The sequence below is a fragment of the Skermanella mucosa genome (assembly GCF_016765655.2).
Lineage (GTDB): Bacteria > Pseudomonadota > Alphaproteobacteria > Azospirillales > Azospirillaceae > Skermanella > Skermanella mucosa.
Map to the genome: position 1 here is coordinate 3,169,444 of NZ_CP086106.1, position 25,126 is coordinate 3,194,569.

At 64.5% G+C, this 25,126-nt stretch carries 22 protein-coding genes and 4 tRNA genes; 1 reads left to right on the forward strand and 25 read right to left on the reverse strand.

From position 1 onward, the window contains the following. Positions 1–9: 9 nt before the first annotated feature. The 25 genes from JL100_RS14560 to JL100_RS14680 form a co-directional block, all read right to left on the reverse strand. Positions 10–1,524 (reverse strand): NADH-quinone oxidoreductase subunit M, encoded by a 1,515-nt coding sequence (locus JL100_RS14560; RefSeq protein WP_202680408.1) that lies wholly within the window; start codon positions 1,522–1,524, stop codon positions 10–12. Between the two features lie 21 nt (positions 1,525–1,545). Continuing rightward, positions 1,546–3,471: an NADH-quinone oxidoreductase subunit L gene (gene nuoL / locus JL100_RS14565; protein ID WP_202680409.1), complete on the reverse strand. Its 1,926-nt coding sequence runs from the start codon at positions 3,469–3,471 to the stop codon at positions 1,546–1,548. Between the two features lie 10 nt (positions 3,472–3,481). After that, a complete protein-coding gene (gene nuoK / locus JL100_RS14570; RefSeq protein ID WP_158045687.1) occupies positions 3,482–3,790 on the reverse strand; it encodes an NADH-quinone oxidoreductase subunit NuoK in 309 nt (102 codons plus the stop codon). Beyond that, positions 3,791–4,405 carry an NADH-quinone oxidoreductase subunit J gene (locus JL100_RS14575; RefSeq protein WP_202680410.1) on the reverse strand — a complete coding sequence of 205 codons (615 nt, stop codon included), beginning with the start codon at positions 4,403–4,405 and terminating at the stop codon, positions 3,791–3,793. A gap of 137 nt (positions 4,406–4,542) precedes the next feature. Next, entirely contained in the window at positions 4,543–5,031 is a 489-nt protein-coding gene (gene nuoI, locus JL100_RS14580; protein ID WP_158045689.1) for an NADH-quinone oxidoreductase subunit NuoI, read from the reverse strand. A gap of 70 nt (positions 5,032–5,101) precedes the next feature. Continuing rightward, on the reverse strand, positions 5,102–6,109 hold the full coding sequence (nuoH, locus tag JL100_RS14585) for an NADH-quinone oxidoreductase subunit NuoH (protein ID WP_158045690.1): 1,008 nt from the start codon (positions 6,107–6,109) through the stop codon (positions 5,102–5,104). Continuing rightward, on the reverse strand, positions 6,102–8,165 hold the full coding sequence (nuoG, locus tag JL100_RS14590) for an NADH-quinone oxidoreductase subunit NuoG (protein WP_202680411.1): 2,064 nt from the start codon (positions 8,163–8,165) through the stop codon (positions 6,102–6,104). The genes nuoH and nuoG overlap by 8 nt, the downstream gene beginning before the upstream one ends. Before the next feature lie 33 nt (positions 8,166–8,198). Beyond that, positions 8,199–9,488 (reverse strand): NADH-quinone oxidoreductase subunit NuoF, encoded by a 1,290-nt coding sequence (gene nuoF, locus JL100_RS14595; protein ID WP_202680412.1) that lies wholly within the window; start codon positions 9,486–9,488, stop codon positions 8,199–8,201. Between the two features lie 9 nt (positions 9,489–9,497). Further along, positions 9,498–10,148 carry an NADH-quinone oxidoreductase subunit NuoE gene (gene nuoE / locus JL100_RS14600; RefSeq protein WP_202680413.1) on the reverse strand — a complete coding sequence of 217 codons (651 nt, stop codon included), beginning with the start codon at positions 10,146–10,148 and terminating at the stop codon, positions 9,498–9,500. After that, positions 10,145–11,341, reverse strand: coding sequence for an NADH-quinone oxidoreductase subunit D (locus tag JL100_RS14605; RefSeq protein WP_202680414.1), 1,197 nt, complete (start codon positions 11,339–11,341; stop codon positions 10,145–10,147). The genes nuoE and JL100_RS14605 overlap by 4 nt, the downstream gene beginning before the upstream one ends. Then, complete coding sequence (locus tag JL100_RS14610) at positions 11,341–11,982, reverse strand: NADH-quinone oxidoreductase subunit C (protein ID WP_202680415.1); 642 nt, start codon at positions 11,980–11,982, stop codon at positions 11,341–11,343. Before JL100_RS14610 ends, JL100_RS14605 begins: the two co-directional genes overlap by 1 nt. An 18-nt stretch (positions 11,983–12,000) precedes the next feature. Continuing rightward, positions 12,001–12,618 carry a NuoB/complex I 20 kDa subunit family protein gene (locus JL100_RS14615; RefSeq protein WP_228421277.1) on the reverse strand — a complete coding sequence of 206 codons (618 nt, stop codon included), beginning with the start codon at positions 12,616–12,618 and terminating at the stop codon, positions 12,001–12,003. After that, positions 12,609–12,977 (reverse strand): NADH-quinone oxidoreductase subunit A, encoded by a 369-nt coding sequence (locus JL100_RS14620; protein WP_037447254.1) that lies wholly within the window; start codon positions 12,975–12,977, stop codon positions 12,609–12,611. Before JL100_RS14620 ends, JL100_RS14615 begins: the two co-directional genes overlap by 10 nt. Before the next feature lie 226 nt (positions 12,978–13,203). Next, a tRNA-Asp gene (locus JL100_RS14625) sits at positions 13,204–13,280 on the reverse strand. 209 nt (positions 13,281–13,489) lie between these two features. Beyond that, positions 13,490–13,564: transfer RNA gene (locus JL100_RS14630), tRNA-Val, on the reverse strand. 153 nt (positions 13,565–13,717) lie between these two features. Further along, a complete protein-coding gene (locus tag JL100_RS14635; protein WP_202680416.1) occupies positions 13,718–13,990 on the reverse strand; it encodes an HU family DNA-binding protein in 273 nt (90 codons plus the stop codon). A gap of 143 nt (positions 13,991–14,133) precedes the next feature. Further along, a complete protein-coding gene (lon, locus tag JL100_RS14640) occupies positions 14,134–16,542 on the reverse strand; it encodes an endopeptidase La (protein ID WP_202680417.1) in 2,409 nt (802 codons plus the stop codon). Between the two features lie 157 nt (positions 16,543–16,699). Continuing rightward, positions 16,700–17,965: an ATP-dependent Clp protease ATP-binding subunit ClpX gene (gene clpX / locus JL100_RS14645; protein ID WP_201080750.1), complete on the reverse strand. Its 1,266-nt coding sequence runs from the start codon at positions 17,963–17,965 to the stop codon at positions 16,700–16,702. Between the two features lie 201 nt (positions 17,966–18,166). Next, a complete protein-coding gene (gene clpP / locus JL100_RS14650; protein ID WP_202680418.1) occupies positions 18,167–18,802 on the reverse strand; it encodes an ATP-dependent Clp endopeptidase proteolytic subunit ClpP in 636 nt (211 codons plus the stop codon). A 197-nt stretch (positions 18,803–18,999) separates the two neighbouring features. Continuing rightward, positions 19,000–20,343 (reverse strand): trigger factor, encoded by a 1,344-nt coding sequence (tig, locus tag JL100_RS14655; protein WP_202680419.1) that lies wholly within the window; start codon positions 20,341–20,343, stop codon positions 19,000–19,002. Positions 20,344–20,419: 76 nt separating this feature from the next. After that, positions 20,420–20,504, reverse strand: a tRNA-Leu gene (locus JL100_RS14660). 162 nt (positions 20,505–20,666) lie between these two features. After that, a complete protein-coding gene (locus JL100_RS14665) occupies positions 20,667–20,903 on the reverse strand; it encodes a hypothetical protein (RefSeq protein ID WP_202680420.1) in 237 nt (78 codons plus the stop codon). Positions 20,904–21,013: 110 nt separating this feature from the next. Further along, positions 21,014–22,480 carry a malonyl-CoA decarboxylase gene (locus JL100_RS14670; RefSeq protein ID WP_202680421.1) on the reverse strand — a complete coding sequence of 489 codons (1,467 nt, stop codon included), beginning with the start codon at positions 22,478–22,480 and terminating at the stop codon, positions 21,014–21,016. Positions 22,481–22,555: 75 nt separating this feature from the next. Continuing rightward, the gene (locus JL100_RS14675) at positions 22,556–24,022 is read right to left on the reverse strand and encodes an NAD(P)H-hydrate dehydratase (protein ID WP_202680422.1); all 1,467 of its coding nucleotides are present in this window, start codon (positions 24,020–24,022) and stop codon (positions 22,556–22,558) included. A gap of 147 nt (positions 24,023–24,169) precedes the next feature. Next, a tRNA-His gene (locus JL100_RS14680) sits at positions 24,170–24,245 on the reverse strand. A gap of 237 nt (positions 24,246–24,482) precedes the next feature. On the opposite strand from JL100_RS14680, the gene JL100_RS14685 reads away from it, so the two are divergent. After that, entirely contained in the window at positions 24,483–24,878 is a 396-nt protein-coding gene (locus tag JL100_RS14685; protein WP_192498946.1) for a P-II family nitrogen regulator, read from the forward strand. Positions 24,879–25,126: the final 248 nt, after the last annotated feature.

Below are 25,126 nucleotides of genomic sequence, written 5' to 3' on the forward strand. Positions count from 1 at the left end.
TCCCCCGCCTTATCGTACCGCAACGGCAGTACTGGCGCCGTCGGCCAGAGCGGTTTGGTAATTCGTGATCAGCGCCTCGACCGACACCGACATGACGCTCAGGAAGCTTGTGGGATAGATTCCCATCCACAGGACCAGTACGACCAGCGGCACGAAGATCGCGACCTCGCGCGGGCTGAGGTCCATCATGCCCTTGACGTCGTCCCGGGTGATCTTGCCGAAGATGATGCGGCGATACAGCCACAGCATGTAGGCGGCCCCCAGGATGATGCCGATGGTCGCCAGGAAAGCGACCCAGGTATTGTCCTGGAACGCGCCGATCAGGATCAGGAACTCGCCGACGAAGCCGCTGGTGCCGGGCAGCCCGACGGAAGCCAGCATCATCAGCATGAACACGACGGCGTATTTCGGCATGTTGTGGACGAGGCCGCCGTAACGCGCGATCTCGCGGGTGTGCAGCCGGTCATAGACCACGCCGACGCAGAGGAAGAGAGCGCCGGACACGATGCCGTGGCTGAGCATCTGGAACAGCGATCCTTCCACGCCCTGCTGGGTCATGGTGAACATGCCGATCGTGACGAAGCCCATGTGTGCGATCGACGAGTAGGCGATCAGCTTCTTCATGTCCTCCTGCGCCAGCGCAACCAGGGAGGTGTAGATGATCGCCACGACGCTCAGGGTGTAGATCAGCGGCGTGAAGTACTCGGTCGCCTCGGGCAGGATCGGGATCGAGAAGCGCAGGAAACCGTAACCGCCCATCTTCAGCAGCACGCCGGCCAGGATGACGGAGCCGGCGGTCGGCGCCTCCACGTGGGCGTCGGGCAGCCAGGTGTGGACCGGCCACATCGGCACCTTGACGGCGAAGGAGGCGAACAGCGCCAGCCACAGCCACAGCTGCATGCTGCGCGGGAAATCGGTCTGCATCAGCGTCGGCAGGTCCGTGGTGCCCGCCACGAAATACATGGCCAGGATCGCCAGCAGCATCAGCACCGAGCCGAGCAGCGTATAGAGGAAGAACTTGAACGCCGCGTACACGCGCCGCGCACCGCCCCAGACGCCGATGATCAGGAACATCGGGATCAGCACGCCTTCGAAAAACATGTAGAAGAGGACGAAGTCCAGCGCGCAGAACATGCCGACCATCAGGGTCTCGAGGACCAGGAAGGCGATCATGTATTCCTTGACGCGGGTCTTCACCGACTCCCAGCTCGACAGGATGCAGAGCGGCGTCAGGAAGGTGGAAAGCAGGACGAACAGCACCGAGATGCCGTCCACGCCCATGTGATAGTAGACGTTGAACGCCGGGATCCACTCGACGCGCTCCACCATCTGGAACGCGGCCGAGGAACTGTCGAAGTTCAACCAGATGAACACCGACAGCACGAAGGTGATCAGCGAGGTCCACAACGCCACGTTACGGGCGTTGCGTGCCACGACATCGGGTTCGCCGCGGATCAGCAGGATGAACGCGGCACCGACGAGCGGCAGGAATGTCGTCAGCGACAGGATGGGCCAGCCAGCCATGATCAGTCTTGCCTCGCCGTATCAACCGAAAAAGTAGAACCAGCCGACCAGCAGCACCACGCCGATCACCATCGCGAAAGCGTAGTGATAGACATAGCCGGACTGCAGGCGGGCGGCGCGGAGTGCGACGTCGCGGGTGGCGGCGGCGACGCCGTCGGGACCGACGCCGTCGATGATGGCCCCGTCACCGGACTTCCACAGGCCATAGCCCAGGTACTTGGCCGGCTGGACGAACACCCTGTCGTACAGTTCGTCGAACATCCACTTGCGATAGACGAACTGATAGACCGCGCCGAGCTTGGACGAAACCAGGGACGGCAGGTGCGGCATGAACATGTAGAAGAGGTACGCCAGCGCGATGCCGATCACGCCGGCCACGAACGGAGCCAGAGGCACCCAGCCGGGGACGTGGTGCGCCGCCTCGACGGTGTCGTTCTCGTGCAGGACGAAGATCGCCTTGCCCCAGAAATCCGCCCTGCCCTCGCCGACGAACCAGTTGTAGGCCACGACGCCGGAGAACAGCGCGCCGATCGCCAGGACGCCCAGGGGGATCGTCATGATGAGCGGGCTCTCGTGGACATGGGCCATGACCCGGTCGTTGGCCTGCGGCCGGCCGTGGAACGTCATGATGATGAGGCGCCAGGAGTAGAACGCCGTCATGAGCGCCGCGGCGATGCCGAGCCAGAAGGCATAGGTGCCGACTCCGGAGTGGGCGGCATAGGCCGCCTCCAGGATCATGTCCTTGGAGTAGTAGCCGGCGAAGAACGGGATGCCGGCGAGCGCCAGGCTGCCGATCCACATCATGGCGTAGGTCAGCGGGATCAGCCGCCAGATGCCGCCCATCTTCCGCATATCCTGCTCGTCCGACATGGCATGGATCACCGAGCCGGCACCGAGGAACAGGAGGGCCTTGAAGAAGGCGTGGGTCATCAGGTGGAACATCGCGGCGCTGTAGGCAGAAACGCCGAGCGCGAAGAACATATAGCCGAGCTGGCTCATAGTCGAGTAGGCGATGACCCGCTTGATGTCGAACTGGGTCAGGCCGATCGTCGCCGCGACGAAGGCGGTCGAGGCGCCGACGATGGCGATCACGTTGAGCGCGATCGGGGCGTACTCGAAAATCGGCGACAGGCGGGCGACCATGAAGACGCCGGCGGTCACCATGGTCGCGGCGTGGATCAGCGCCGACACCGGGGTCGGGCCCTCCATCGCGTCCGGAAGCCAGGTGTGCAGGCCGAGCTGCGCCGACTTGCCCATGGCGCCCATGAAGAGCAGCAGGCAGGCGACGGTCAGGGCGTCCAGGTCGAAGCCGAGGAAGTTGATGGAATGGCCGGCCATCTGCGGCGCGGCGGCGAACACGGTGTCGAAATGGACGGAGCCGAACAGGAAGAAGATCGCCATGATGCCCAGCGCGAAACCGAAGTCGCCGACCCGGTTCACGATGAACGCCTTCATGGACGCCGCGTTGGCGCTCGGCTTCTCGTACCAGAAATTGATCAGCAGGTACGAGGCCAGGCCGACGCCTTCCCAGCCGAAATACATCTGCACGAAATTATCGGCCGTCACCAGCATCAGCATGAAGAAGGTGAACAGGCTGAGATAGGCCATGAACCGCGGCTTGTGATGGTCGTGGCTCATGTACCCGATCGAGTAGACATGGACCATGGACGACACGACGTTGACCACGATCAGCATGACCGCGGTCAGCGTATCGAACTTGAGCGCCCACGAAACCTCGAAGGTGCCGCTGTCGATCCAGGTCATCAGCTCGATGGTGCGAGCATTGCCGTTCAGCGCGACATCGACGAACAGCCAGATGGAGATGAGGGCCGAGACGCAGACCGCGCCCGCGGTGACGATCTGGGATCCCCGGTCGCCGATGAAGCGCCCGAAGAATCCCGCGATGAAGGCCGCCAGGAGCGGCAGGAAAATCGCTGCAACTTCCATGATCGCCGCCTCAGCCCTTCATCATGTTGATGTCGTCCACGGCAATGGTGCCGCGGTTGCGGAAGTAGACGACCAGGATGGCCAGACCGATCGCGGCCTCGGCCGCGGCGACGGTCAGGATGAACATCGCGAAGACCTGGCCGACCAGGTCATTGAGGAAGACCGAGAACGACACCAGATTGATGTTGACGGCCAACAGGATCAGCTCGATCGACATCAGGATGATGATCACGTTCTTGCGGTTCAGGAATATCCCGAAAACGCCGAGCGTGAACACGATTGACGCGACGGTGAGGTAGTGGGCGAGACCGATTTCCATTCAGACACCTCCCCGGGTCGGGACCTTCCGGATCGCGACCACTTCTTCGCGACGACGGCTCACCTGGTTGCCGATGTTCTGACGGCGCACGCCCTCGCGCTGCCGCAGGGTCAGCACGATGGCGCCGATCATCGCGATCAGCAGGATCAGGCCGGCCGCCTGGAACAAATAGGCATAGTGGGTGTAGATCAGCAGACCCAGCGCGTGGGTGTTGGTGACCTCGCCGGGAGCCGGCATCGGCGCCGCGGAGACGGCGGCCAGGTCCGGTGCTATCACCCAGGTGCCCAGCACCAGGGCGAGTTCGACCAGCAGGACCAGACCTACGGTGATGCCGATCGGCAGATACTGGAGCGCACCCGACCGCAGTTCGCGGAAATTGATGTCCAGCATCATGACCACGAACAGGAAGAGCACTGCCACGGCGCCGACATAGACGATCACCAGGATCATCGCCACGAACTCCGCGCCGATCAGCACGAAGAGCCCCGCGGCGTTGAAGAAGGCGAGGATCAGGAAGAGCACCGAGTGCACCGGGTTGCGGGCCGCGATCACCATGACGGCCGATGCCACCAGGATCGCGGCGAAAAGGTAGAAAGCCAGGCTCTGCACGATCATGGCGTTCCCCGCCTCTTAAGATGAGGGAAGGTGTCTGTGCTCACTTCCGGAGTCCCTTTGTCGGGTTCTTGCAGTGTCTTGCGGACCGTGGGGGTCCGGCCGCGGATGCGGTTCAGACCCCACACGGGTTAAGGGTTTTAGCGATAGGGAGCGTCGACCGCAACGTTCGCGGCGAGCTGGGCCTCCCAGCGGTCGCCGTTCTCGAGCAGCTTTTCCTTATTGTAGAAGAGTTCCTCACGGGTCTCCGTGGAGAACTCGAAGTTCGGTCCCTCGACGATCGCGTCCACCGGGCAGGCCTCCTGGCACAGGCCGCAATAGATGCACTTCGTCATGTCGATATCGTAGCGGGTCGTCCGGCGGCTGCCGTCGTCACGGGGCTCGGCCTCGATGGTGATGGCCAGGGCCGGGCAGACGGCCTCGCACAGCTTGCAGGCGATGCAGCGCTCTTCCCCGTTGGGATAGCGGCGCAGCGCATGCTCGCCCCGGAACCGCGGGCTGATGGGGCCCTTCTCGAACGGATAGTTCAGGGTCACCCGCGGCCGGAACATATAGCTGAAAGTCAGGCCCAGTCCGGACAGCAGTTCCGTCAGGAAAAAGCCCCGCGCAGTGCGATCCAGGAATGCCATGTCTTCAGTTCTCCTGTCGTGCGCACCCGGGATCAGAAGATCCGGCGGCGCGCACGAAATCATGCAAGGGTTAGGGCAGCCAGTCGAAGGCGACGAGAACGCCCGCGGTCAGGATCACCCAGAACAGCGAGAAGGGCAGAAACACCTTCCAGCCAAGCCGCATCAGCTGGTCGTAGCGGTAGCGCGGCACGGTGGCGCGGACCCAGAGGAAGACGAACAGCACGAAGGCGATCTTCAGCGCGAACCAGATCGGTCCCGGGATCCAGTTGAGCGGAGGGATGTCCAGGGGAGGCAGCCAGCCGCCCAGGAACAGGATCGACGTCATCGCGCTCATGAGGATCATGTTCGCGTATTCGCCCAGGAAGAACAGGGCGAAGGTCATCGCCGAATATTCGACGTTGTACCCGCCGACCAGCTCCGACTCGCCTTCCGGCAGGTCGAACGGTGCCCGGTTCGTCTCGGCAAGCGCCGAAATGAAGAACACGACGAACATCGGCAGCAGCGGGATCGCGAACCACACCGTCTTCTGCGCCATCACCACGTCGGTCAGGTTCAGCGACCCGACGCAGAGCAGCACCGTGATGATCACGAAGCCGATCGACACTTCGTATGACACCATCTGCGCCGCCGAGCGGAGTCCGCCGAGGAAGGCGTATTTCGAGTTGGACGCCCAGCCGGCCATGATGATGCCGTAGACCCCCAGCGAGGAGATCGCGAACAGGTACAGCACGCCGACATTGATGTTCGCCAGGACCATGCCCGCATCGAACGGGATCACGGCCCAGGCGATCAGGCTGAGCAGGAAGGTCAGCATAGGCGCGAAGACGAACACCACCCGGTTCGCGCCCGCCGGTATGACAGTCTCCTTGCCGAAGAGCTTCAGCCCGTCGGCAAGCGGCTGGAAGAGGCCGAACGGACCGACCATGTTCGGTCCCTGGCGCAGCTGCATGGCGGCCAGGACCTTGCGCTCGGCATAGGTCAGGTAGGCGACGCCGAGCAGCAGCGGGATGATGATGGCGACGATCTGGAGGACGATGATGATCGTCGGCCAGGCATAGCCGGTCCAAAGTTCAGCCATGGGTGCCGGTCCTCTCGTTCCCAGCCAGCACGAACGTCTCGGTGCACTTCGCCATGGTGGCCGAAGCGCGGCTGATGGGGTCTGTCATGTAGTAGTTTTCGATCGGGCAGCGGAACGGCGCCGCGTCGACCGGACCGGGCCGGCCGAACGGTCCCCATTCGGCCGCCGCCAGCCCCTCGATGGTGCGGAACGTCGGGCTGGTCTCGGCAAGCCGCTTCCGGACCTGGGCGAGGCTGTCATACGGCAGCCTGATGCCGAGCTGATCGCCCAGCGCGCGCAGGATCTTCCAGTCCTCCCGGGCCTCGCCGAGCGGAAAGACCGCCATGCGGGCCATCTGGACCCGGCCCTCGGTATTGACGTAGAGGCCGTTCTTCTCCGTGTAGGCGGCACCCGGCAGGATGACGTCGGCGCGGTGGGCACCCCGGTCGCCGTGGTGCCCCTGGTAGATCACGAAGGCGTCGCCCAGCTTGGCGGTATCGATCTCGTCGGCACCCAGCAGGTAGACCACGTCGATCTGGCCGGCGGCCGTCGCCTCCAGGATGTCGGCGGTGCCCTTGCCGCCCCGGCCCGGCAGGAAGCCCATTTCCAGGCCGCCGACCCGTGCCGCCGCGGTGTGCAGCACGTTGAAGCCGTTCCAGCCGTCCTGGATCATGTTGTTGGTTTCGGCAACCTGGCGAGCCAGCGCCTGGATCGCCGGACCGTCGGCGCGCCGCAACGCGCCGGTGCCCAGGATCAGCATGGGACGCTTGGCGTTCTTCAGGACCTCGCAGAACTCGTGCCGCCCCTCGGCGATCTCCTGCAGGGTCTGCGGACCGGCGCCAAGATAGGCGTAGGGATAGGTGAGGTCCCGCTGCTCGCCGACCACGCCGACCTTCAGGCCGCCCATCAGGTAGCGCTTGCGGATCCGCGCGTTGACCATCGGTCCTTCCCAGCGGGGATAGGTCCCGATCAGCAGGATCGCGTCGGCCTTCTCGATTCCGGCGATGGTCGTGTTGAACAGGTAGCCGGCCCGCGCCGAGGTGTCGAACGCGGCGCCGTCCTGGCGGCAGTCCATGTTGGCGGAACCGAGCCCTTCGACCAGGTCCTTCAGGGCGATCATCGACTCGGCGTCGCACAGGTCGCCGGCGAGAGCTGCGATCCGCTCTCCCGGAACGCCCTTGACGCGCTCCGCGATCGCGGCGAAGGCTTCGGCCCAGGTCGCCGGCTGCAGCTTGCCCTCACGGCGGACATAGGGCCGGTCCAGACGCTGGCGCTTCAGGCCGTCGTAATGGAAGCGGCTCTTGTCCGCCAGCCACTCCTCGTTGACGTCCTCGTTCAGGCGCGGGGTCAGCCGCATGACCTCGGGACCGCGGGTGTCGACGCGGGTGTTGCTGCCGACCGCGTCCATGACATCGATGGTCTCGGTCTTGCGCAACTCCCAGGGCCGGGTGGTGAAGGCGTAGGGCTTGGAAGTGAGCGCGCCGACCGGGCAGACATCGATCAGGTTGCCGGACAGCTCCGAGGAGATGGCCTGCTCGATATAGGTGCCGACTTCCATGTGTTCGCCGCGACCGGTCGCCCCCAGTTCGGGCACGCCGGCGATCTCGTCCGCGAAGCGGATGCAGCGGGTACAGTGGATGCACCGGGTCATGATCGTCTTGATCAGCGGCCCGAGATACTTGTCCTTGACCGCCCGCTTGTTCTCCTGGAACCGCGAACGGTCGAAGCCGTAACCCATCGCCTGGTCCTGCAGGTCGCACTCGCCGCCCTGGTCGCAGATCGGGCAGTCGAGCGGATGGTTGATCAGCAGGAATTCCATCACGCCCTTGCGGGCCTTGTGGACCAGCTCGGTATTGGTCTTGATGACCATTCCCTCGCCGCACGGCATCGCGCAGGACGCGACCGGCTTGGGCGCCTTTTCCATCTCGACCAGGCACATGCGGCAGTTGGCCGGCACCGACAGCCGTTCATGGTAGCAGAAGCGCGGGATTTCGATGCCGATCTGCTCGCAGGCCTGCAGCACGGAAGTACCCGGCTCGACCTCGACCTCGATCCCGTCAATCGTTAGTTTGGGCATAGTGATGTCTCGTCGCTACGTTCGGCTGCCGGTTCATTCCGCCGCGGCGCGCTGGGCGCCGGTGTACTGGAGGATTCGCCGTTCCATTTCGGGGCGGAAGTGCCGGATCAGGCCCTGGACGGGCCAGGCCGCCGCGTCACCCAGGGCGCAGATGGTGTGCCCTTCGATTTCCTTGGTGACCTCGAACAGCATGTCGATCTCGTCGATGCGGGCCCTGCCCTGCGCCATGCGCTCCATCACGCGCCACAGCCAGCCGGTGCCTTCGCGGCACGGCGTGCACTGGCCGCAGCTCTCGTGCATGTAGAACTTGGACAGGCGGGCGATCGCCTTGACGATGTCGGTGGACTTGTCCATGACGATGATCCCGGCGGTGCCGAGGCCCGACCGGACCTCGCGCAGGCTGTCGAAATCCATCAGGACGGTGTCGCAGATCGACCGGGGCAGCACCGGCACCGAAGAACCGCCGGGAATGATGGCCAGGAGATTGTCCCAGCCGCCGCGCACGCCGCCGGCGTGCTTCTCGATCAGCTCCTTCAGCGGGATGCCCATCTCCTCTTCCACGTTGCACGGCTTGTTCACGTGGCCGGAAATGCAGAACACCTTGGTCCCGGTGTTCTTCGGACGGCCGAGGCCGGCGAACCAGGCGGCGCCCCGGCGCAGGATCGTCGGGACCACCGCGATGCTCTCGACGTTGTTGACCGTCGTCGGGCAGGAATAAAGGCCCGCCTGGGCCGGGAACGGCGGCTTGTTGCGGGGCTGGCCCTTCTTGCCTTCCAGGCTCTCGATCAGCGCGGTCTCTTCGCCGCAGATATAGGCGCCGGCGCCGCGGTGAAGGTAGAGGTCGAAGTCCCATCCCGACCCACACGCGTTCTTGCCGATCAGGCCGGCCGCGTAGGCCTCGTCGATCGCACGCTGGAGGTTTGAGCCCTCGTTGTAGAACTCACCCCGGATGTAGATGTAGCAGGCGTTGGCGCCGATCGCGAAGCTGGCGATCAGGCAGCCCTCGATCAGCTTGTGCGGATCGTGACGCATGATGTCGCGGTCCTTGCACGTACCCGGCTCGCCCTCGTCGGCGTTGATCACCAGATAGTGCGGCCGGTCGCCGGTCTGCTTGGGCATGAACGACCATTTGAGACCCGTGGAGAAGCCGGCGCCGCCGCGGCCGCGCAGCCCGGACTCCTTGGTCTCGTTGATGATCCATTCCCTGCCCTTCAGGATCAGGTCCCTGGTGTTGTCCCAATCACCCCGTCCACGCGCGGCGTCCAGCCCGAAATCCTCGAAGCCGTAGAGATTGGTGAAAATGCGGTCTTCGTCCCGAAGCATCACGCCCCCTCAGTCATCGCCGTGGGTGGAATCTGCGGCCGTCGCCGACGTCGCCTGAGGCACCCTGCCCTTCAACGTCGTCGGCCCCCCGGCCGGGCTTGAGGTCTGACGGCCCGAAACCGGTCCCGGCGCGGGCCGTTCGCCGCGCTTCAGGGCGTCCAGCAGCGCTTCCGTGCTGGCGGCGTCCAGATCCTCGTAATAGTCGTCGTTGACCTGGACCATCGGCGCATTCACGCAGGCGCCCAGGCACTCCACCTCGATCACGGTGAACTGACCGTCCGGAGTCGTCTCGCCCAGACCGATGCCCAGCTTGCGCTCGCAGGCCTTCACGACATCGTCCGACCCGCGCAGCCAACACGGAGTGGTGGTGCAGATCTGCACGAAGTGCTTACCGACGGGCTTCAGATTGTACATGGTGTAGAAGGTAGCCACCTCGTACACCCGGATGCGCGGCATGCTCAGCATGTCGGCGACATAGTCCATGGCCGCGCGCGGCAGCCAGTTGTCGTTCTGGCGCTGTGCCAGGTCGAGCAGGGGCATCACCGCGCTGGCCTGCTTGCCGGGCGGATACTTCGCGATGATGTGCTTGGCCCGTTCCAGGTTCTCCGCCGTGAAGGCGAAATCCTTCGGCCCAGCGGGTGCCGTTCCGTTTGCGCTCATCGATCGATCTCTCCGAACACGACATCCATGGACCCGATGATCGCCACCGTGTCCGCCAGCATATGGCCCTTCGACATGAAGTCGAGGCCCTGGAGGTGGGCGAAGCCGGGCGCGCGGATCTTGCAGCGATATGGCTTGTTGGTTCCGTCGGACACCAGATAGACCCCGAACTCTCCCTTGGGCGCCTCGACCGCGGTATAGGTCTCGCCGGCGGGCACGTGGTAGCCCTCGGTATAGAGCTTGAAGTGATGGATGAGGGCTTCCATCGACCGCTTCATTTCGCCGCGGCGCGGCGGAGCGATCTTGTGGTCCTGCACCTTCACCGGACCGTCCGGCAGTTTTTCGAGGCACTGGCGCATGATCTTGTTCGACTCGCGCATCTCCTCCATACGGACGAGATAGCGGGCATAGCAGTCGCCGGTCAGGCCGACCGGGACGTCGAAATCCATCTGGTCGTAGACATCGTAGGGCTGCGCCTTGCGCAGGTCCCAGGCCACGTTGGAGGCGCGCAGCATCGGGCCGGTGAAGCCCCAGTCCAGCGCTTCCTGCTCGCTGACGATGCCGATGTCGACGGTCCGCTGCTTGAAGATCCGGTTTTCGGACAACAAGCCTTCCAGATCGTCCATGAACTTCGGGAAACGCTCGGTATATTCCCAGATGTCCTCGGCCAGGCCGGCCGGCATGTCGAAGGCGACCCCTCCGGGGCGGAAATAATTGGCGTGGAGCCGGGCGCCGCTCACCCGCTCGTAGAACTCCATAAGCTTCTCGCGCTCTTCGAAGCCCCAGAGGGACGGCGTGATCGCACCGACGTCGAGCGCGTAGGTGGTGATGTTGAGCAGGTGGTTCAGGATGCGGGTGATCTCGCTGAACATCACCCGGATGTACTGGGCGCGCGGCGGCGGCGCTATGCGAAGCAGCTTCTCGACGCCCAGGGCGAACGCATGCTCCTGGCACATGGGCGAGACGTAGTCCAGGCGGTCGAAATAGGGCGTCGCCTGAAGGTAGGTCTTGTATTCGATCAGTTTTTCCGTACCGCGGTGAAGCAGCCCGATATGGGGGTCGGCACGCTCGACGACCTCTCCGTCCATCTCCAGCACGAGGCGCAACACCCCGTGGGCCGCAGGGTGCTGCGGCCCGAAGTTCATGGTGAACGGCTTGATCTTCGACTCGGCGGTGTTGGTCGCGGTTGCCATTATTTGTTGCTCCCCGGCCGGGTAGCCCCCGTGGGCGCCTCAGCCTTCTCGTCGCCCGGCAGCATGACATTGGTCATGCCCTCCCACGGGCTGAGGAAATCGAAGGATCGGAAATCCTGCGTCAGTTTGACCGGTTCGTAGACGACCCGCTTCTGCTCGTCGTCATAGCGCAGTTCCACATAGCCGGTCAGCGGAAAATCCTTGCGCAGCGGGTGCCCCTCGAACCCGTAGTCCGTGAGGATCCGCCGCAGGTCGGGGTGATCCGAGAAGAAGATGCCGTAGAGGTCCCATGCTTCACGCTCGAACCAGGGGGCTGCGCTGAACACCTCCGAGATGGACGGGACCGGCGTGTCCTCGTCGGTCGTCACCTTCACCCGGATGCGAAAATTGTGCTTCAGGCTGAGCAGATTGTAGACCACCTCGAAACGCTCTTCGCGCGAGGGATAATCCGCCCCGCAGAGGTCGATCAGCTGCTTGAACTGGCAGCTGGTGTCGTCGCGCAGGAACGTCATGACGCGCACGATCGACTGGCGTTGCACCTTGACGATCAGCTCGCCCAGTTCGATGCCGGCGGACAATATGACATCCGCCAGGCGCGCCTGGAGGTGATCGCTCAGTTCCTGAAGCGCTTGGTCGCTCATGATCCGGGACTGCCTTTATTAACGCGCGATGCGGTTGCCGCGCTTGATCTTCTTCTGGAGTTGCAGAATCCCATAGACCAGGGCTTCCGCAGTCGGCGGGCAACCGGGAACGTAGATATCGACCGGAACGATCCGGTCGCAGCCGCGCACCACCGAGTAGGAGTAATGGTAGTATCCGCCGCCGTTGGCGCACGACCCCATCGAGATCACCCACCGGGGCTCCGCCATCTGGTCATAGACCTTGCGCAGCGCCGGCGCCATCTTGTTGCACAGCGTGCCGGCGACGATCATCACGTCGCTCTGACGCGGGCTGGGTCGCGGGATGACGCCGAACCGGTCGAGGTCGTAGCGGCTCATGTAGGCGTGGATCATCTCCACCGCGCAGCAGGCCAGGCCGAAGGTCATGGGCCACAGCGATCCGGTGCGCGCCCAGTCGAGCAACGCATCGAACTTGGCGACGATGAAGCCCTTGTCCTGCAGTTCGTCCGTGACGGTCTTGAGATACGCGTCCTGGTCGGCCCCCGGCGCCAGCGGCGCTCCCCGGTCCGGCAGGATCAGGCCCTGGGACGGCTGCCCGTGACCGGGTTGACCCAGGATGGTCTGGCCGGCGGACGGCTGGTTGGAAGTCACTCCCATTCCAGCGCTCCTTTCTTCCATTCATAGATGAAGCCGATGGTCAGCACGCCAAGGAACACGACCATCGACCAGAATCCGAAAAGTCCGATGTCACCAAGGGATATGGCCCATGGGAACAAAAACGCAACTTCCAGGTCGAAGATGATGAACAGAATGGCGACCAGATAGAACCGCACATCGAACTTGCTGCGGGCGTCATCGAAAGGTTCGAACCCGCACTCGTAGGCGGAGACCTTCTCGCTGTCCGGCTTCTGGGAGGCGACCAGGAAGGAGGCACCGACGGCGGCACCTGCGATGACCACCGCAATCCCGAGGAAGATCAGAATCGGCAGATATTCGACGACCAAAGGATTGGCCATAACGCTCCTCGCAGTGGACTGCCTTTCAGCGTGGCGAGCCCGGCGCATAACGGCCGACTCGGAGCCAGCATGGCAGCTTTTCAATTGGTTACCCGACCCGTCGGGCAGGGGCGAATATAGGCTGAAAGGGAGTCCAAGGAAAGACAATTAGGCGAAATTCCGCACGCGCAAAACGCGTCGCAGCTCGCGCTGAACGATTGATACTGCTTAGATTTTTTAGGGAAAATGGCGCGAGTGACGGGACTTGAACCCGCGGCCTCCGGCGTGACAGGCCGGCGCTCTAACCAACTGAGCTACACCCGCGTCGTGGTGGGCGGTAAGTACGACACGGCCCCGCCGCTGTCAATGGCTGAACGACATCAATCCGTCATCCGCCTCCAGAAAGGTCTGTTTCCAACGGACAGGATTTTCCGATTTGCAGCGCCGAGCGAAACGGGTGCGCCATTAGATCGCACCCCGCTGACGGAGCGGCGTTGCCGCCAAAGCGGCCCCGGATATGGGGGAAGAAGGAATGGTGGGCGATGACGGGTTCGAACCGCCGACCCTCTCGGTGTAAACGAGACGCTCTACCGCTGAGCTAATCGCCCCTCCGACCGGCGGTTGCCCTGCCGGATGCCGTCCTTCTAGCAACTGGCGCCCAAACACACAAGCCCGCGACCGGTGATGCGGTCGCGGGCTTGTGCCGTTCCGAACTGATCCCGGCGAAGATGCTCGCCGTCAGGTTTCCCGTTGGGAACGCCTCAGTTGAGGGCGTCCTTCAGGGTCTTGCCGGGCTTGAACTTCGGCTGCTTGGACGCGGGAATGTCGATCTTCTCGCCGGTACGCGGGTTGCGCCCCTCGGATGCCGCCCGTTCGGAAACCGCGAAGGTCCCGAACCCGACGAGTCGCACTTCCTCGCCCTTCTTGAGAGTGCTGATGATGCCATCGAAAACGGCGTCGACAGCCTTGGTCGCGTCCGCCTTTGACAGGCTAGCCGCGTCCGCCACGAACGCGACGAGATCGTTCTTGTTCACTGGTGAGCCCCCCGTTGAAAACCGCCTAAACAAAGCATTGAACCCCCCGGCTCAACCCTCGCGCGGAAAAATGTCTGCTGGGTCCGCCGCGGCCCTCGGGAGAGCCGCGGCGCAGGGAATTTAGGCGGTTTCCGGGGCCGATCTCAATGCCGAATTACTTCCTCGCGATCGGTATCACCACCCGGAGGGGTTACCTGGGCCTCCTCGGACGGCTCGCTCCACTCGATCGGCACGAGCGGCTGGGTCAAGGCATGCTGGAGCACCTCGTCGCCCATGGAAACCGGAATGATTCGCAGCCCCTTCTTCACGTTGTCGGGGATCTCCGCGAGGTCCTTCTCGTTGTCCTTGGGAATCAGGACCGTCTTCAACCCGCCGCGGAGGGCCGCCAGAAGCTTCTCCTTCAGGCCGCCGATCGGCAACACCCGGCCGCGCAGGGTGATCTCGCCGGTCATGGCGACATCCTTGCGGACGGGAATGCCGGTCAGCACCGACACGATCGAGGTCACCATGGCCACGCCGGCGGATGGGCCGTCCTTCGGAGTCGCCCCCTCCGGCACGTGGACGTGGATGTCCTTCTTGCCGAACAGGTCGGGCCTGATGCCGAACACGACCGCCCTCGATTTGACGTAGCTCTCGGCCGCCTGGACCGATTCCTTCATCACGTCGCCCAGCTTGCCGGTGGTCGTGACCTTGCCCTTGCCGGGCAGCATGACCGCCTCGATCGACAGCAGCTCGCCGCCGACTTCGGTCCAGGCCAGACCCGTGGTGACGCCGACCAGATCCTCCAGCTCCGCCTCGCCGTAGCGGAACTTGCGCACGCCGGCATACTTGTCGAGGTTTCGGCGGTTGACCTGGATCTTGTCGAGACCCTTCATCAGGATCTCCTTGATCGCCTTCCGGGCCAGGTTCGCGATTTCGCGTTCCAGGCTGCGGACGCCGGCCTCCCGCGTGTAGTAGCGGATCAGGTCGCGCAACGCGTCGTCGGAGACCGTGAACTCACCCTTCTTCAGGCCATGCGACTTGAGCTGCTTGTCCAGCAGATGGCGCTTGGCGATCTCGACCTTCTCGTCCTCGGTGTAACCGGCGACCCGGATGATCTCCATGCGGTCCAGCAGCGGCTGAGGCATGCGCAACGTGTTGGCCGTGCAGACGAACATCACGTCCGACAGGTCGTAATCGACCTCCAGGTAGTGGTCGGCGAAGGTACCGTTCTGCTCCGGATCGAGCACCTCGAGCAGAGCCGACGACGGATCGCCGCGCCAGTCGGAGCCGAGTTTGTCGACCTCGTCCAGCAGGAACAGCGGGTTGGATGACTTGGCCTTCTTCATGCCCTGGATGACCTTGCCGGGCATCGAGCCGATATAGGTCCGGCGGTGGCCGCGGACCTCGGCCTCGTCACGGACGCCGCCGAGGGACATGCGGACGAAGTTGCGGCCGGTCGCCTTGGCGATCGACTTGCCAAGCGAGGTCTTGCCGACGCCGGGCGGACCGACCAGGCACAGGATCGGACCCTTAACCTTGGTCATGCGCTGCTGCACGGCAAGGTATTCGAGGATACGCTCCTTGACCTTCTCCAAACCGAAATGGTCGGCGTTCAGCACGCCCTCTGCAAGCTTGATATCGCGCTTGATCTTCGTGCGCTTCTTCCAGGGAATGCTGACGATCCAGTCCAGGTAGTTGCGCACGACGGTCGCTTCGGCCGACATCGGGCTCATGGACCGAAGCTTCTTCAGCTCGGCCAGCGCCTTCTCGCGCGCATCCTTGGACAGGCGGGTCTTGTTGATCCGGTCTTCAAGCTCCGCGACTTCGTCGCGACCGTCCTCCGACTCGCCCAGTTCCTTCTGGATGGCCTTGAGCTGCTCGTTCAGGTAGTACTCGCGCTGGGTCTTTTCCATCTGCCGCTTGACGCGGTTCCGGATGCGCTTCTCGACCTGAAGGACGCCGATCTCGCCTTCCATGAAGGCATAGACCCGCTCCAGCCGTTCGCCGACGGTGGCGGTCTCCAGCAGCTGCTGCTTCTCGGGGATCTTCAGCGCCAGATGCGAGGCGACCGTATCGGCCAGCTTGCCGGCCTCGTCGATCTGGTTGATCGAGACGAGGACCTCGGGCGGAATCTTCTTGTTGAGCTTGATGTACTGCTCGAACTGCGAGACGACGGCGCGGGACAGGGCCTCGAGCTCCTGGGCCTCTCCGGCCTTCTCGTCGATCAGTTCGGCGTGGGCCTGGAAGAAATCGTCGTTCTCGGAAAACTTGGTGATCGACGCCCGCTGACCGCCCTCGACCAGCACCTTGACGGTGCCGTCCGGCAGCTTCAGCAGTTGGAGCACCGTACCGACGGTACCGACGGAGTAGATGTCCGCCGGGGAAGGATCATCCTGGGCCGCGTTCTTCTGGGTGACCAGCAGGATCTGCTTGTCGTCCTTCATCACGTCTTCCAGCGCCCGCACGGACTTCTCGCGCCCTACGAACAGCGGCACGATCATGTGCGGAAAGACGACGATGTCCCTCAGCGGCAGGACCGGGTACAAAGCTCCACGGGGGATTTCAAACATATGGTGCGCCTCTCGTGTGAAGGCCGTCAGCCCGATATGGGCCTGAAAGGAGTCTCACCCCTTGTGGGCGTAAGGACAGGTGGCGGCTTGGTCCTAACGTGGTCCAGGCCGGCCGCCCCTTCAAGGTCTTGACACCTCGGAGGAGCGGCATAGGAACTCACGCTCCGGGCGCCAGGTCGCCGCGCCGGTCGGAATAGATGTAGAGGGGCTTGGACCGTCCCTCGACAACCTCCTTGTTGATCATGATCTCCTCCACTCCTTGGAGCCCGGGCAGCTCGAACATCGGATCCAGCAGGATCCCTTCCATGATCGACCGCAGACCGCGGGCGCCGGTCTTGCGCGCAATGGCCTTGTTGGCGATGCCCTTCAGCGCCTCGTCGGCGAATTCCAACCGGACATCCTCCATCTCGAACAGTCTCTGATACTGCTTCACCAGGGCGTTCTTCGGCTTGGTCAGGATCTCCATCAACGCCGCCTCGTCCAGGTCGGACAGGGTGGCGACGACCGGCAACCGGCCGACGAACTCGGGGATGAGGCCGAACTTCAACAGGTCTTCCGGCTCCACGTCGCGCAGGATGGCGCCGGTCTGGCGCTCGTCCGGTCCCCGCACGTCAGCCCCGAAGCCGATCGAGGTGCCGCGGCCCCGCTGGGCGATGATCTTCTCGAGCCCGGCGAAGGCGCCGCCGCAGATGAACAGGATGTTGGTGGTATCGACCTGCAGGAATTCCTGCTGGGGGTGCTTCCGTCCGCCCTGGGGCGGCACCGAGGCGACGGTCCCTTCCATGATCTTCAGCAGCGCCTGCTGCACGCCCTCGCCGGAGACGTCGCGGGTGATCGAAGGGTTGTCGGACTTGCGGCTGATCTTGTCGACCTCGTCGATATAGACGATGCCGCGCTGGGCGCGCTCGACATTGTAGTCGGCGGCCTGAAGCAGCTTCAGGATGATGTTCTCGACGTCCTCGCCGACATATCCCGCCTCGGTCAGGGTCGTGGCGTCGGCCATGGTGAACGGCACGTCGATAATCCGTGCCAGCGTCTGCGCCAGCAACGTTTTGCCGCACCCGGTCGGGCCGATCAGGAGGATGTTGGACTTCGCCAGTTCGACGTCGTTGTGCTTGGTGCCGTGGGCGAGTCGCTTGTAATGGTTGTGGACCGCGACCGAAAGAACCCTTTTGGCGTGATCCTGGCCGATCACATAGTCGTCCAGCACGGCATGTATGTCGCGCGGAGTCGGCACCCCGTCGCGGGACTTCACCAGCGTCGTCTTGTTCTCTTCGCGGATGATGTCCATGCAGAGTTCGACGCATTCATCGCAGATGAACACCGTCGGGCCGGCAATCAGCTTGCGCACCTCATGCTGGCTCTTCCCGCAGAATGAGCAGTAGAGGGTATTCTTCGAATCGCCGCCGGTGGACTTGGTCATATGGGCTCCGTCACAGCACCGAGTGGCGTTCGGTCCGGCGACCCGTTGGTACAGCTTGGGCGTACAACCGTTCCAAACGCCTTTCAGAAACAGGGTGTCCCGGGAAAACCCGGCGGCAAGACCAAGCGTTGATCTTGCCGCACTGGAACAATCCTATTCAACAACACGCAATACGCGGCGATCAATATCTAGTTGGTGCGATCAACTCGCCGGCGTATCGCCCACGCCCGCCGGACGGCTCGTCACCACCTCGTCGATCAGGCCGAAGCTCTTGGCCTCCTCGGGCGACATGAACTTGTCGCGCTCCATCGCCGCCTCGATCACGTCCAGGGACTGGCCGCTGTGCTTGGCATAGATGTCGTTGAGGCGCGACCGCAGCTTCAGGATCTCCTGGGCCTGGATCTCGATGTCGGCCGCCTGCCCCTGGGCACCGCCGGAGGGCTGGTGGACCATGATCCTGCTGTTCGGAAGCGAGAACCGCTTGCCCGGCGCACCGGCGGTCAGCAGCAGCGAGCCCATGCTGGCGGCCTGGCCGATGCAGACGGTCGAGACAGGCGGCCGGATGTACTGCATGGTGTCGTAGATCGCCAGGCCGGAGGTCACGTACCCGCCCGGCGAGTTGATGTAGAAGGAGATGTCCTTGGTGGGGTTCTCCGACTCCAGGAACAGGAGCTGGGCGCAGATCAGGCTGGCAACGCCGTCGTTGACCGGGCCGATCAGGAAGATGATGCGCTCCTTCAAGAGGCGCGAATAGATGTCGAACGCGCGCTCGCCGCGATTGGTCTGTTCGATGACCATCGGGACCAGAGCGTTCATCCGCGGCTCGAAATCGTTCATTCTTTTCGACTCTCCCGTTTCCCTGCCTCGCGCGGCCCGAAGGCTCGGGCCCGCAGCCAGGGCTTTGATCCCTGATGAAGGCCCGCCGGCTGGTGCCGCCGGGCCGTCCGTCCCACCGATTCCGTGCCGCGGGTCCGGTCCCCCGGACCCGATAGCACCGGCCCCGAGTCTCCGGGCGCGGTCCGCCGAGAGCCCGATCAGGCCGCGGCGGTATCCTCGGACTCGTCCGGATCGCGCACCAGCTCCTCGACCGAGACGGTCTTCTCGTTCACCTTAGCGAGTTCGAGGATGAAGTCGATGACCTTGTCCTCGAACAGCGGCGCGCGAAGGTTGTCGATCGCCCGCGGATTGCTGCGGAAGAACTCGAACACCTCGCGCTCCTGCCCCGGATAGCGCTGGGCCTCGGTGATGAGGGCCCGGTTCAACTCGTCCTGGGTCACCTGGATATTGTTGCGGCGACCGACTTCGGAAAGGAGCAGGCCGAGCCGGACGCGCCTTTCGGCGATGCCCCAGTACTCCGTCTTCAGCTCCTCCTCGCTCTTGCCGGCCTCCTCGGCGTCGGCGCCGCCGCGCTTCAGCTCTTCCTGGAGCCGGTTCCAGATGGTCTCGAACTCGATCTCGACCATGCCTGCCGGGACTTCGAAGCTGTGGGTATCCGCCAGCTTGTCGAGCAGGGTGCGCTTCACCTTGGAACGCGAGATGCCGGCGTAGTCCTGGCCGATGCGGTCCTTGATCATCTGCTTCAAGGCGGCCAGATCGTCGGCGCCGAACTTCTTGGCGAACTCGTCGTCGATCGTGGCCGGCGCCGGCTCCCGGATCTCCTTCACGTCCACCTCGAACACGGCTTCCTTGCCCTGGAGCTCGGCCGCGGCGTAATTCTCGGGGAAGGTCACTGTCACGGTGCGGTGGTCGCCCGGCTTGGAACCGACGAGCTGCTCCTCGAAGGTCCCGACGAAGCTGTTGGTCCCGAGCTCCAGCCGGTGGTCCTTGGCGTCCATGCCGGGCTTGGCCTCGCCGTCGACGGTGCCGGCGAAGTCGATCACCAGTATGTCGCCGTTGCGGGCGGGACGATCCTCGGTCACGGGCTGGGAATCGCGGCTGCTCTTAGCCAGCCGCTCCAGGGTCTCGTCGACCTGCTTGTCATCCACGTCCGCGACGACCCGCTCCAGCTCGATCGTGGAGAAGTCCACCGGCTCGATGTCCGGCAGCAGTTCCACGGCCATGTCGTATTCCAGGTTCCCGCCTTCCGCGAACGAGGTCACCTGGATCTTCGGCTGGAGCGCCGGACGCAGGCCGCGCTCGTCGATCGCCTGCTGCGAGCTGTCATTGACCGCCGCTTCCAGGACTTCGCCCATGACCGACTGAGCATAGCGCTGCTTCACGATGGGCATCGGGACCTTGCCCGGGCGGAAACCCGGTATCCGAAGCGTCTTGCCCAGCTCCTGGAGCCGGCTGTTGACCTTCGTCTCGATCTCCTGGGCGGGAATGACGACCTTGTATTCACGCTTGAGGCCGTCGGCGCTCGTCTCGGTAATCTGCATTGGACTGGAAGCCTGTTTCGTTGGCGACCGGTGCTCGCCGGTCGCGGCTTGAGAACCTCGGGTACGGCTGGCCTGATGGTGCGGGCGAAGGGACTCGAACCCCCACGACTTGCGTCACCGGAACCTAAATCCGGCGCGTCTACCAATTCCGCCACGCCCGCACAGGCAGCCCCGCGCAGGCGGAATTGAACACCCGCCCGCCGGGTTTGCCTCTATAGCACACCGATTTCGGGACAAACAGGCTAAGATTTCCGCAGGAACGAAAGGACTCGAACCGGGGCACCGCAGGCTGCGCGCCGCCGCCCCGGACGGGCCGGAGACGTTCAGGCAAGCACACGCTCGCTGAACAGTTCGGAGAAGGAACTGACGGCCAGGGTGCGCAGCTCGTCCGCCGTATCGACGCGCTCGTAATGCACGCTGAAACGGACATGGGGTATTCCTACGCTGTCCTTGGAAACCGCCAGCACGCGCGCGGTCTCAACCGTCTTGCCGGGGGTGGTTCGCCGGAACACCGAACCTTCGATAATATCTACCGGAGCCTTCCGCCGTCTCAAGAACATGGGTCCGTCCCGCTCTATCCTGGTTGATGTCGACACCGGAAAGACTAGATCCCGCCTCTTTATGAAGAGTTAAAGCACAATCGATCGAATTTTATATAATTACAGTGACATCATCCAGTACTCTTGAGATGCGCGCGCACATATGAGGAAACGTTGATATTTCCCTCACCCGTATATGCTTCATGGTTCGATTCGATATCGGCCAGCTTGTAGCGGTAATTGATCATCATGCCGGCGGATTGGCGAAGTCCGTTGTCCGACGTATCGCCCAGCCAGTTGAGCCGTTCCATCCGCGCGCCGTTCGACAGGTGGAAGTGGGCGACCGGGTCCCGTGCCCGCCTGCCCGCCTTCGCCTCGATCAGGTACGTGGCGCACAGCCGCATCAGGATCGGCTTCACCACCTTCACGATCGCATCGTCACGGTACCAGTCGGGCCGGTCCAGCACCGTTGCGAGCCCGCCGGCCGCGTCCGGCGGGACGGTATCGGGATCCGTAAGCAGGTCGGCGATCCGCACCCTTTCCGCCGTGGTCAGGATGTCGCCGTCATCGCTCGCCGCCGCCGTCTCGGCGTCGAGCCAGCGCCGGAAGCCGGGGATCGGCGACAGGGTCGCGAAGTATTTCAGCTTGGGGAACTCGGCGGTCAGGCTGTCGACGACGCGTTTGATCAGGAAATTGCCGAAGCTGATGCCCGCCAGCCCCTTCTGGGCATTGGAAATCGAATAGAAAATGGCGGTATCCGCCGTGTGGGGGTCCTGGACCGGCGCCGCTTCGTCCAGCAGCGTCTGGACATTGTCCGACATGCCGCTGACCAGCGCGACCTCGACGAAGATCAGCGGCTCGTCGGGCATGCGGGGATGGAAGAAGGCGAAGCAGCGGCGGTCGGAATCAAGGCGGTCCTTCAGGTCCTGCCATCCCCTGATGGCGTGTACCGCCTCGTAGGCGATCAGCTTCTCCAGCAATGCGGCCGGACTGTCCCAGGTGATTCGCCGCAGTTCCAGGAAGCCGACGTCGAACCAGTTCTTCAGCAGCGTCTTCAGGTCGGCTTCCAGCGCGGCCATCAGGGGGTCTTCCGCCCCCCACTCCAGAAGCTGGGCTCGCATGTCCACGAGGAACTTCACCCCTTCTGGCAGGCCGTTGAACTGGGTCAGCAGCCGCATACGGCCCGGCTCCAGGGCCTCGCGGAGCTTCCGTTCCGCCTTGCCGCGGAGCACGGGGTCCGACGCCTTGTGGAATGCGTCCACGGCCTGGTCGACCGTGGCCCGGTCCACGTCGAAATCGCGGGACAGGATGGTCAGGAAGTTGCGCCGCCCCGTCGAATCGAGGCTCAGGTACGTACGCCCCAACTCCGCCGCCCGGGCGCGGGCCGAAACTTCGCCGCCCCTTCCCGCCAGGCAAGCCTGCATCTGAACGCGGAGCCGGTCCGCATCCTCCCGCGGCAGGTGGGGACGCGGCATCGCGCCGACCGCCTCCCGCGAGAAGGCGGCGATGTCGCGCCAGGCGGAGCGCAAGTTTTCCATGGTGCGGTCGAACAGCGAGGGAGGAGGCTGCTCTTCGAGGGATGTCGGAAGCTGGGTCATGTCCGCGATTTTGGTGGAATCGCAGCAGGCCGATCAAGGGTAAAGCCGCCTCGGAGGGCAACCTTCACGGAAGCTTCACGCCCCCTCCCGCAGGCGTCGCAGCACCGCGGGAAGCGCCTCCGCCAGATCTTCGGCGATCAGCCCGGGACCGACGGCCCTGGCCGCCTCCCCGTGCAGCCAGGCCGCCGCGGCGCCGGCCGCGAACGCCGGCATTCCCTGCGCCATCAGGCCGACCGCCAGCCCCGCCAACACGTCCCCTGCCCCGGCCGTCGCCAGTTCGGGCGGCGCGTTGGCGTTGATCACCGCGCGGTCGTCGGGCGCGGAGACGACGGTATCGGCGCCCTTGAGCAGCACAACCGCGCCCGCGCGAGCCGCCGCCCGGCGAGCTTGCGACAGTTTGTCACCGTCGATCCCGAACAGGCGCTTGAACTCCCCGCCATGGGGCGTCAGCAGGCAGCGGTCGTTCAGGACGCGGTAGAGATCGGCCGAATGGTCGGCGAAGGCGGTCAGTCCGTCCGCATCGATCACCATGGCCTTGCCGGCCCGGAGCGCGCTCAGCACGTGGCCGCAGGTCGTCGCCCCGGGTCCGGCCCCCGGCCCGACCAGCACGGCGTTCCGCCGCGGATCGGCCATCAGGTCGTCGAAGCTCTCCGAGTCGTCCAGCGGGGACACGATGGTGCCTGGATCGGCTGCGGCATAGATCGGGAAGGCCCGCGGATCGCAGGCGATGCTGACCAGCCCGGCGCCGACCCGCCGGGCTGCCCGGGCGGCCAGCCTTGCCGCACCGGTCATCCGGGCGCCCCCGAACACCACCGCATGGCCCCGGTCGAACTTGTGGCCGTCGAGCCTCGGCCATGGGAAGCCGGAAAGCCAGAGCGCAGGCCCGTTTTCGGCAAGTCTCGGCGCGATCCCGTCCAGCACCCGGTCCGGAATCCCGATGTCGGCAACCACGAGGTCGCCGCACAGGACGCGCCCGGGCAGCAGGAGATGCCCCGGCTTCTTGCGGAAGAAGGTAACCGTGACCGAGGCCGGGGCCGCGGCGCCGAGCACGGCGCCCGTGTCGCCATGGACGCCGCTTGGTACGTCCACCGCCACCGTTGGAAGCGCACGGGCGGCCAGGTCCTCGATCACTGCGCGCGCGGTCCCCTCCAGGGGCTTGGACAAGCCGGCTCCGAACAGGGCGTCGACGACGAGGTCGGCCCCGTCCAGCAGTGACGGCGCAAGCGGGGCCATCGCGCCGCCCCAGCGCCCGGCCATGACGGCGGCATCGCCCCGCAGGGCCTCGCGGCTGCCGAGCAGCCCCACGCGCACCGACCAGCCCTGCGCCGCCAGAAGCCGGGCGACGACGAAGCCGTCGCCGCCGTTGTTGCCCGGCCCGCAGAGCACGGCGACGGTGCCGGGAGGCCGTCGCGCGGCGACGACCCGCGCGACGGCGGCCCCCGCCGCCTCCATCAGAATCCTGCCCGAGACGCCGCCCTCGATCGTCAAAGCGTCCGCGCGATACATCTCGGCTACCGTCAGCAAAGCGTTCTGTGCTGCCATCGGAGAACTCCCGGTTCGAACACGGCCGAGCCGGCCGGCTGCATGCCGGCGAAACGGCACCGGTCACAGCATATCAGCCCGCGCACCCCAGAGGGGCCGCAGGATGCGCCGACGTCGTTTGTTATTGAGAGTTCTTACCGGAAGGGATGGGGCGACGGATGGGACTCGAACCCACGACCACTCGGACCACAACCGAGGGCTCTACCAACTGAGCTACCGCCGCCACCGTTGGGGCCGTGTCTATGCCAAATCACCGAAGCCGCGTCAAGGGACGAAATCGACCTCCAACGGCGGCAGCGCGCCGCGCCGGCGCAACATGTCAATTCGCATACTGTTTAGGCAGTTTGCACACCGGTTCATCATATCCGTGCCGGGTATAAGGGCAAGGGCGGCAGAAGAAAGGCCGGCCCCCTCGTTCCGGCAAGGCAATAGGGCGTTGGCATGCCTCGTGCTTTACGGGATGATGAGCACCGCTCGGTGGCGCGCCGCCATCCACGGGGAGTCGTTGATCAGCATCATGAAAAAAATCGAAGCCATCATTAAGCCGTTCAAGCTCGACGAAGTGAAGGAAGCCCTTCACGAGGTCGGCATCAAGGGCATTACCGTCACCGAAGCCAAGGGCTTCGGGCGGCAGAAGGGTCATACGGAACTGTACCGTGGCGCGGAATACGTCGTGGACTTCCTGCCGAAGGTGAAGATCGAGGTGGTGATGGACGACAGTCTGGTCGACCGCGCCATCGAGGCCATCCAGACGGCTGCCCACACCGGCCGCATCGGCGACGGCAAGATCTTCGTGACTCCGGTCGAGGAAGTCGTCCGGATTCGCACCGGCGAGAAGGGAAGCGACGCCGTCTGACGTGCCTCGACGGCCCCTGACCGCTTCACCCCATTCGGACGGCTCCCGGCGTTTCGCGCGCAGTGCGGAAAGCCGCGGCGGCCGGTCCCGGATAAGACCTTGGCGCCGGCCGGATCAGGCCGCGCGTTCGGCTCCATAAGATCGCGGGCGAAGCCGGCCGGACAGCCACGTTGCCGCAATTCCGACGGCGGACAAGCTGTGGATTGTGCGTCCGGAAAGGTCGTGACATAACAACGCCCGCGCGCGTC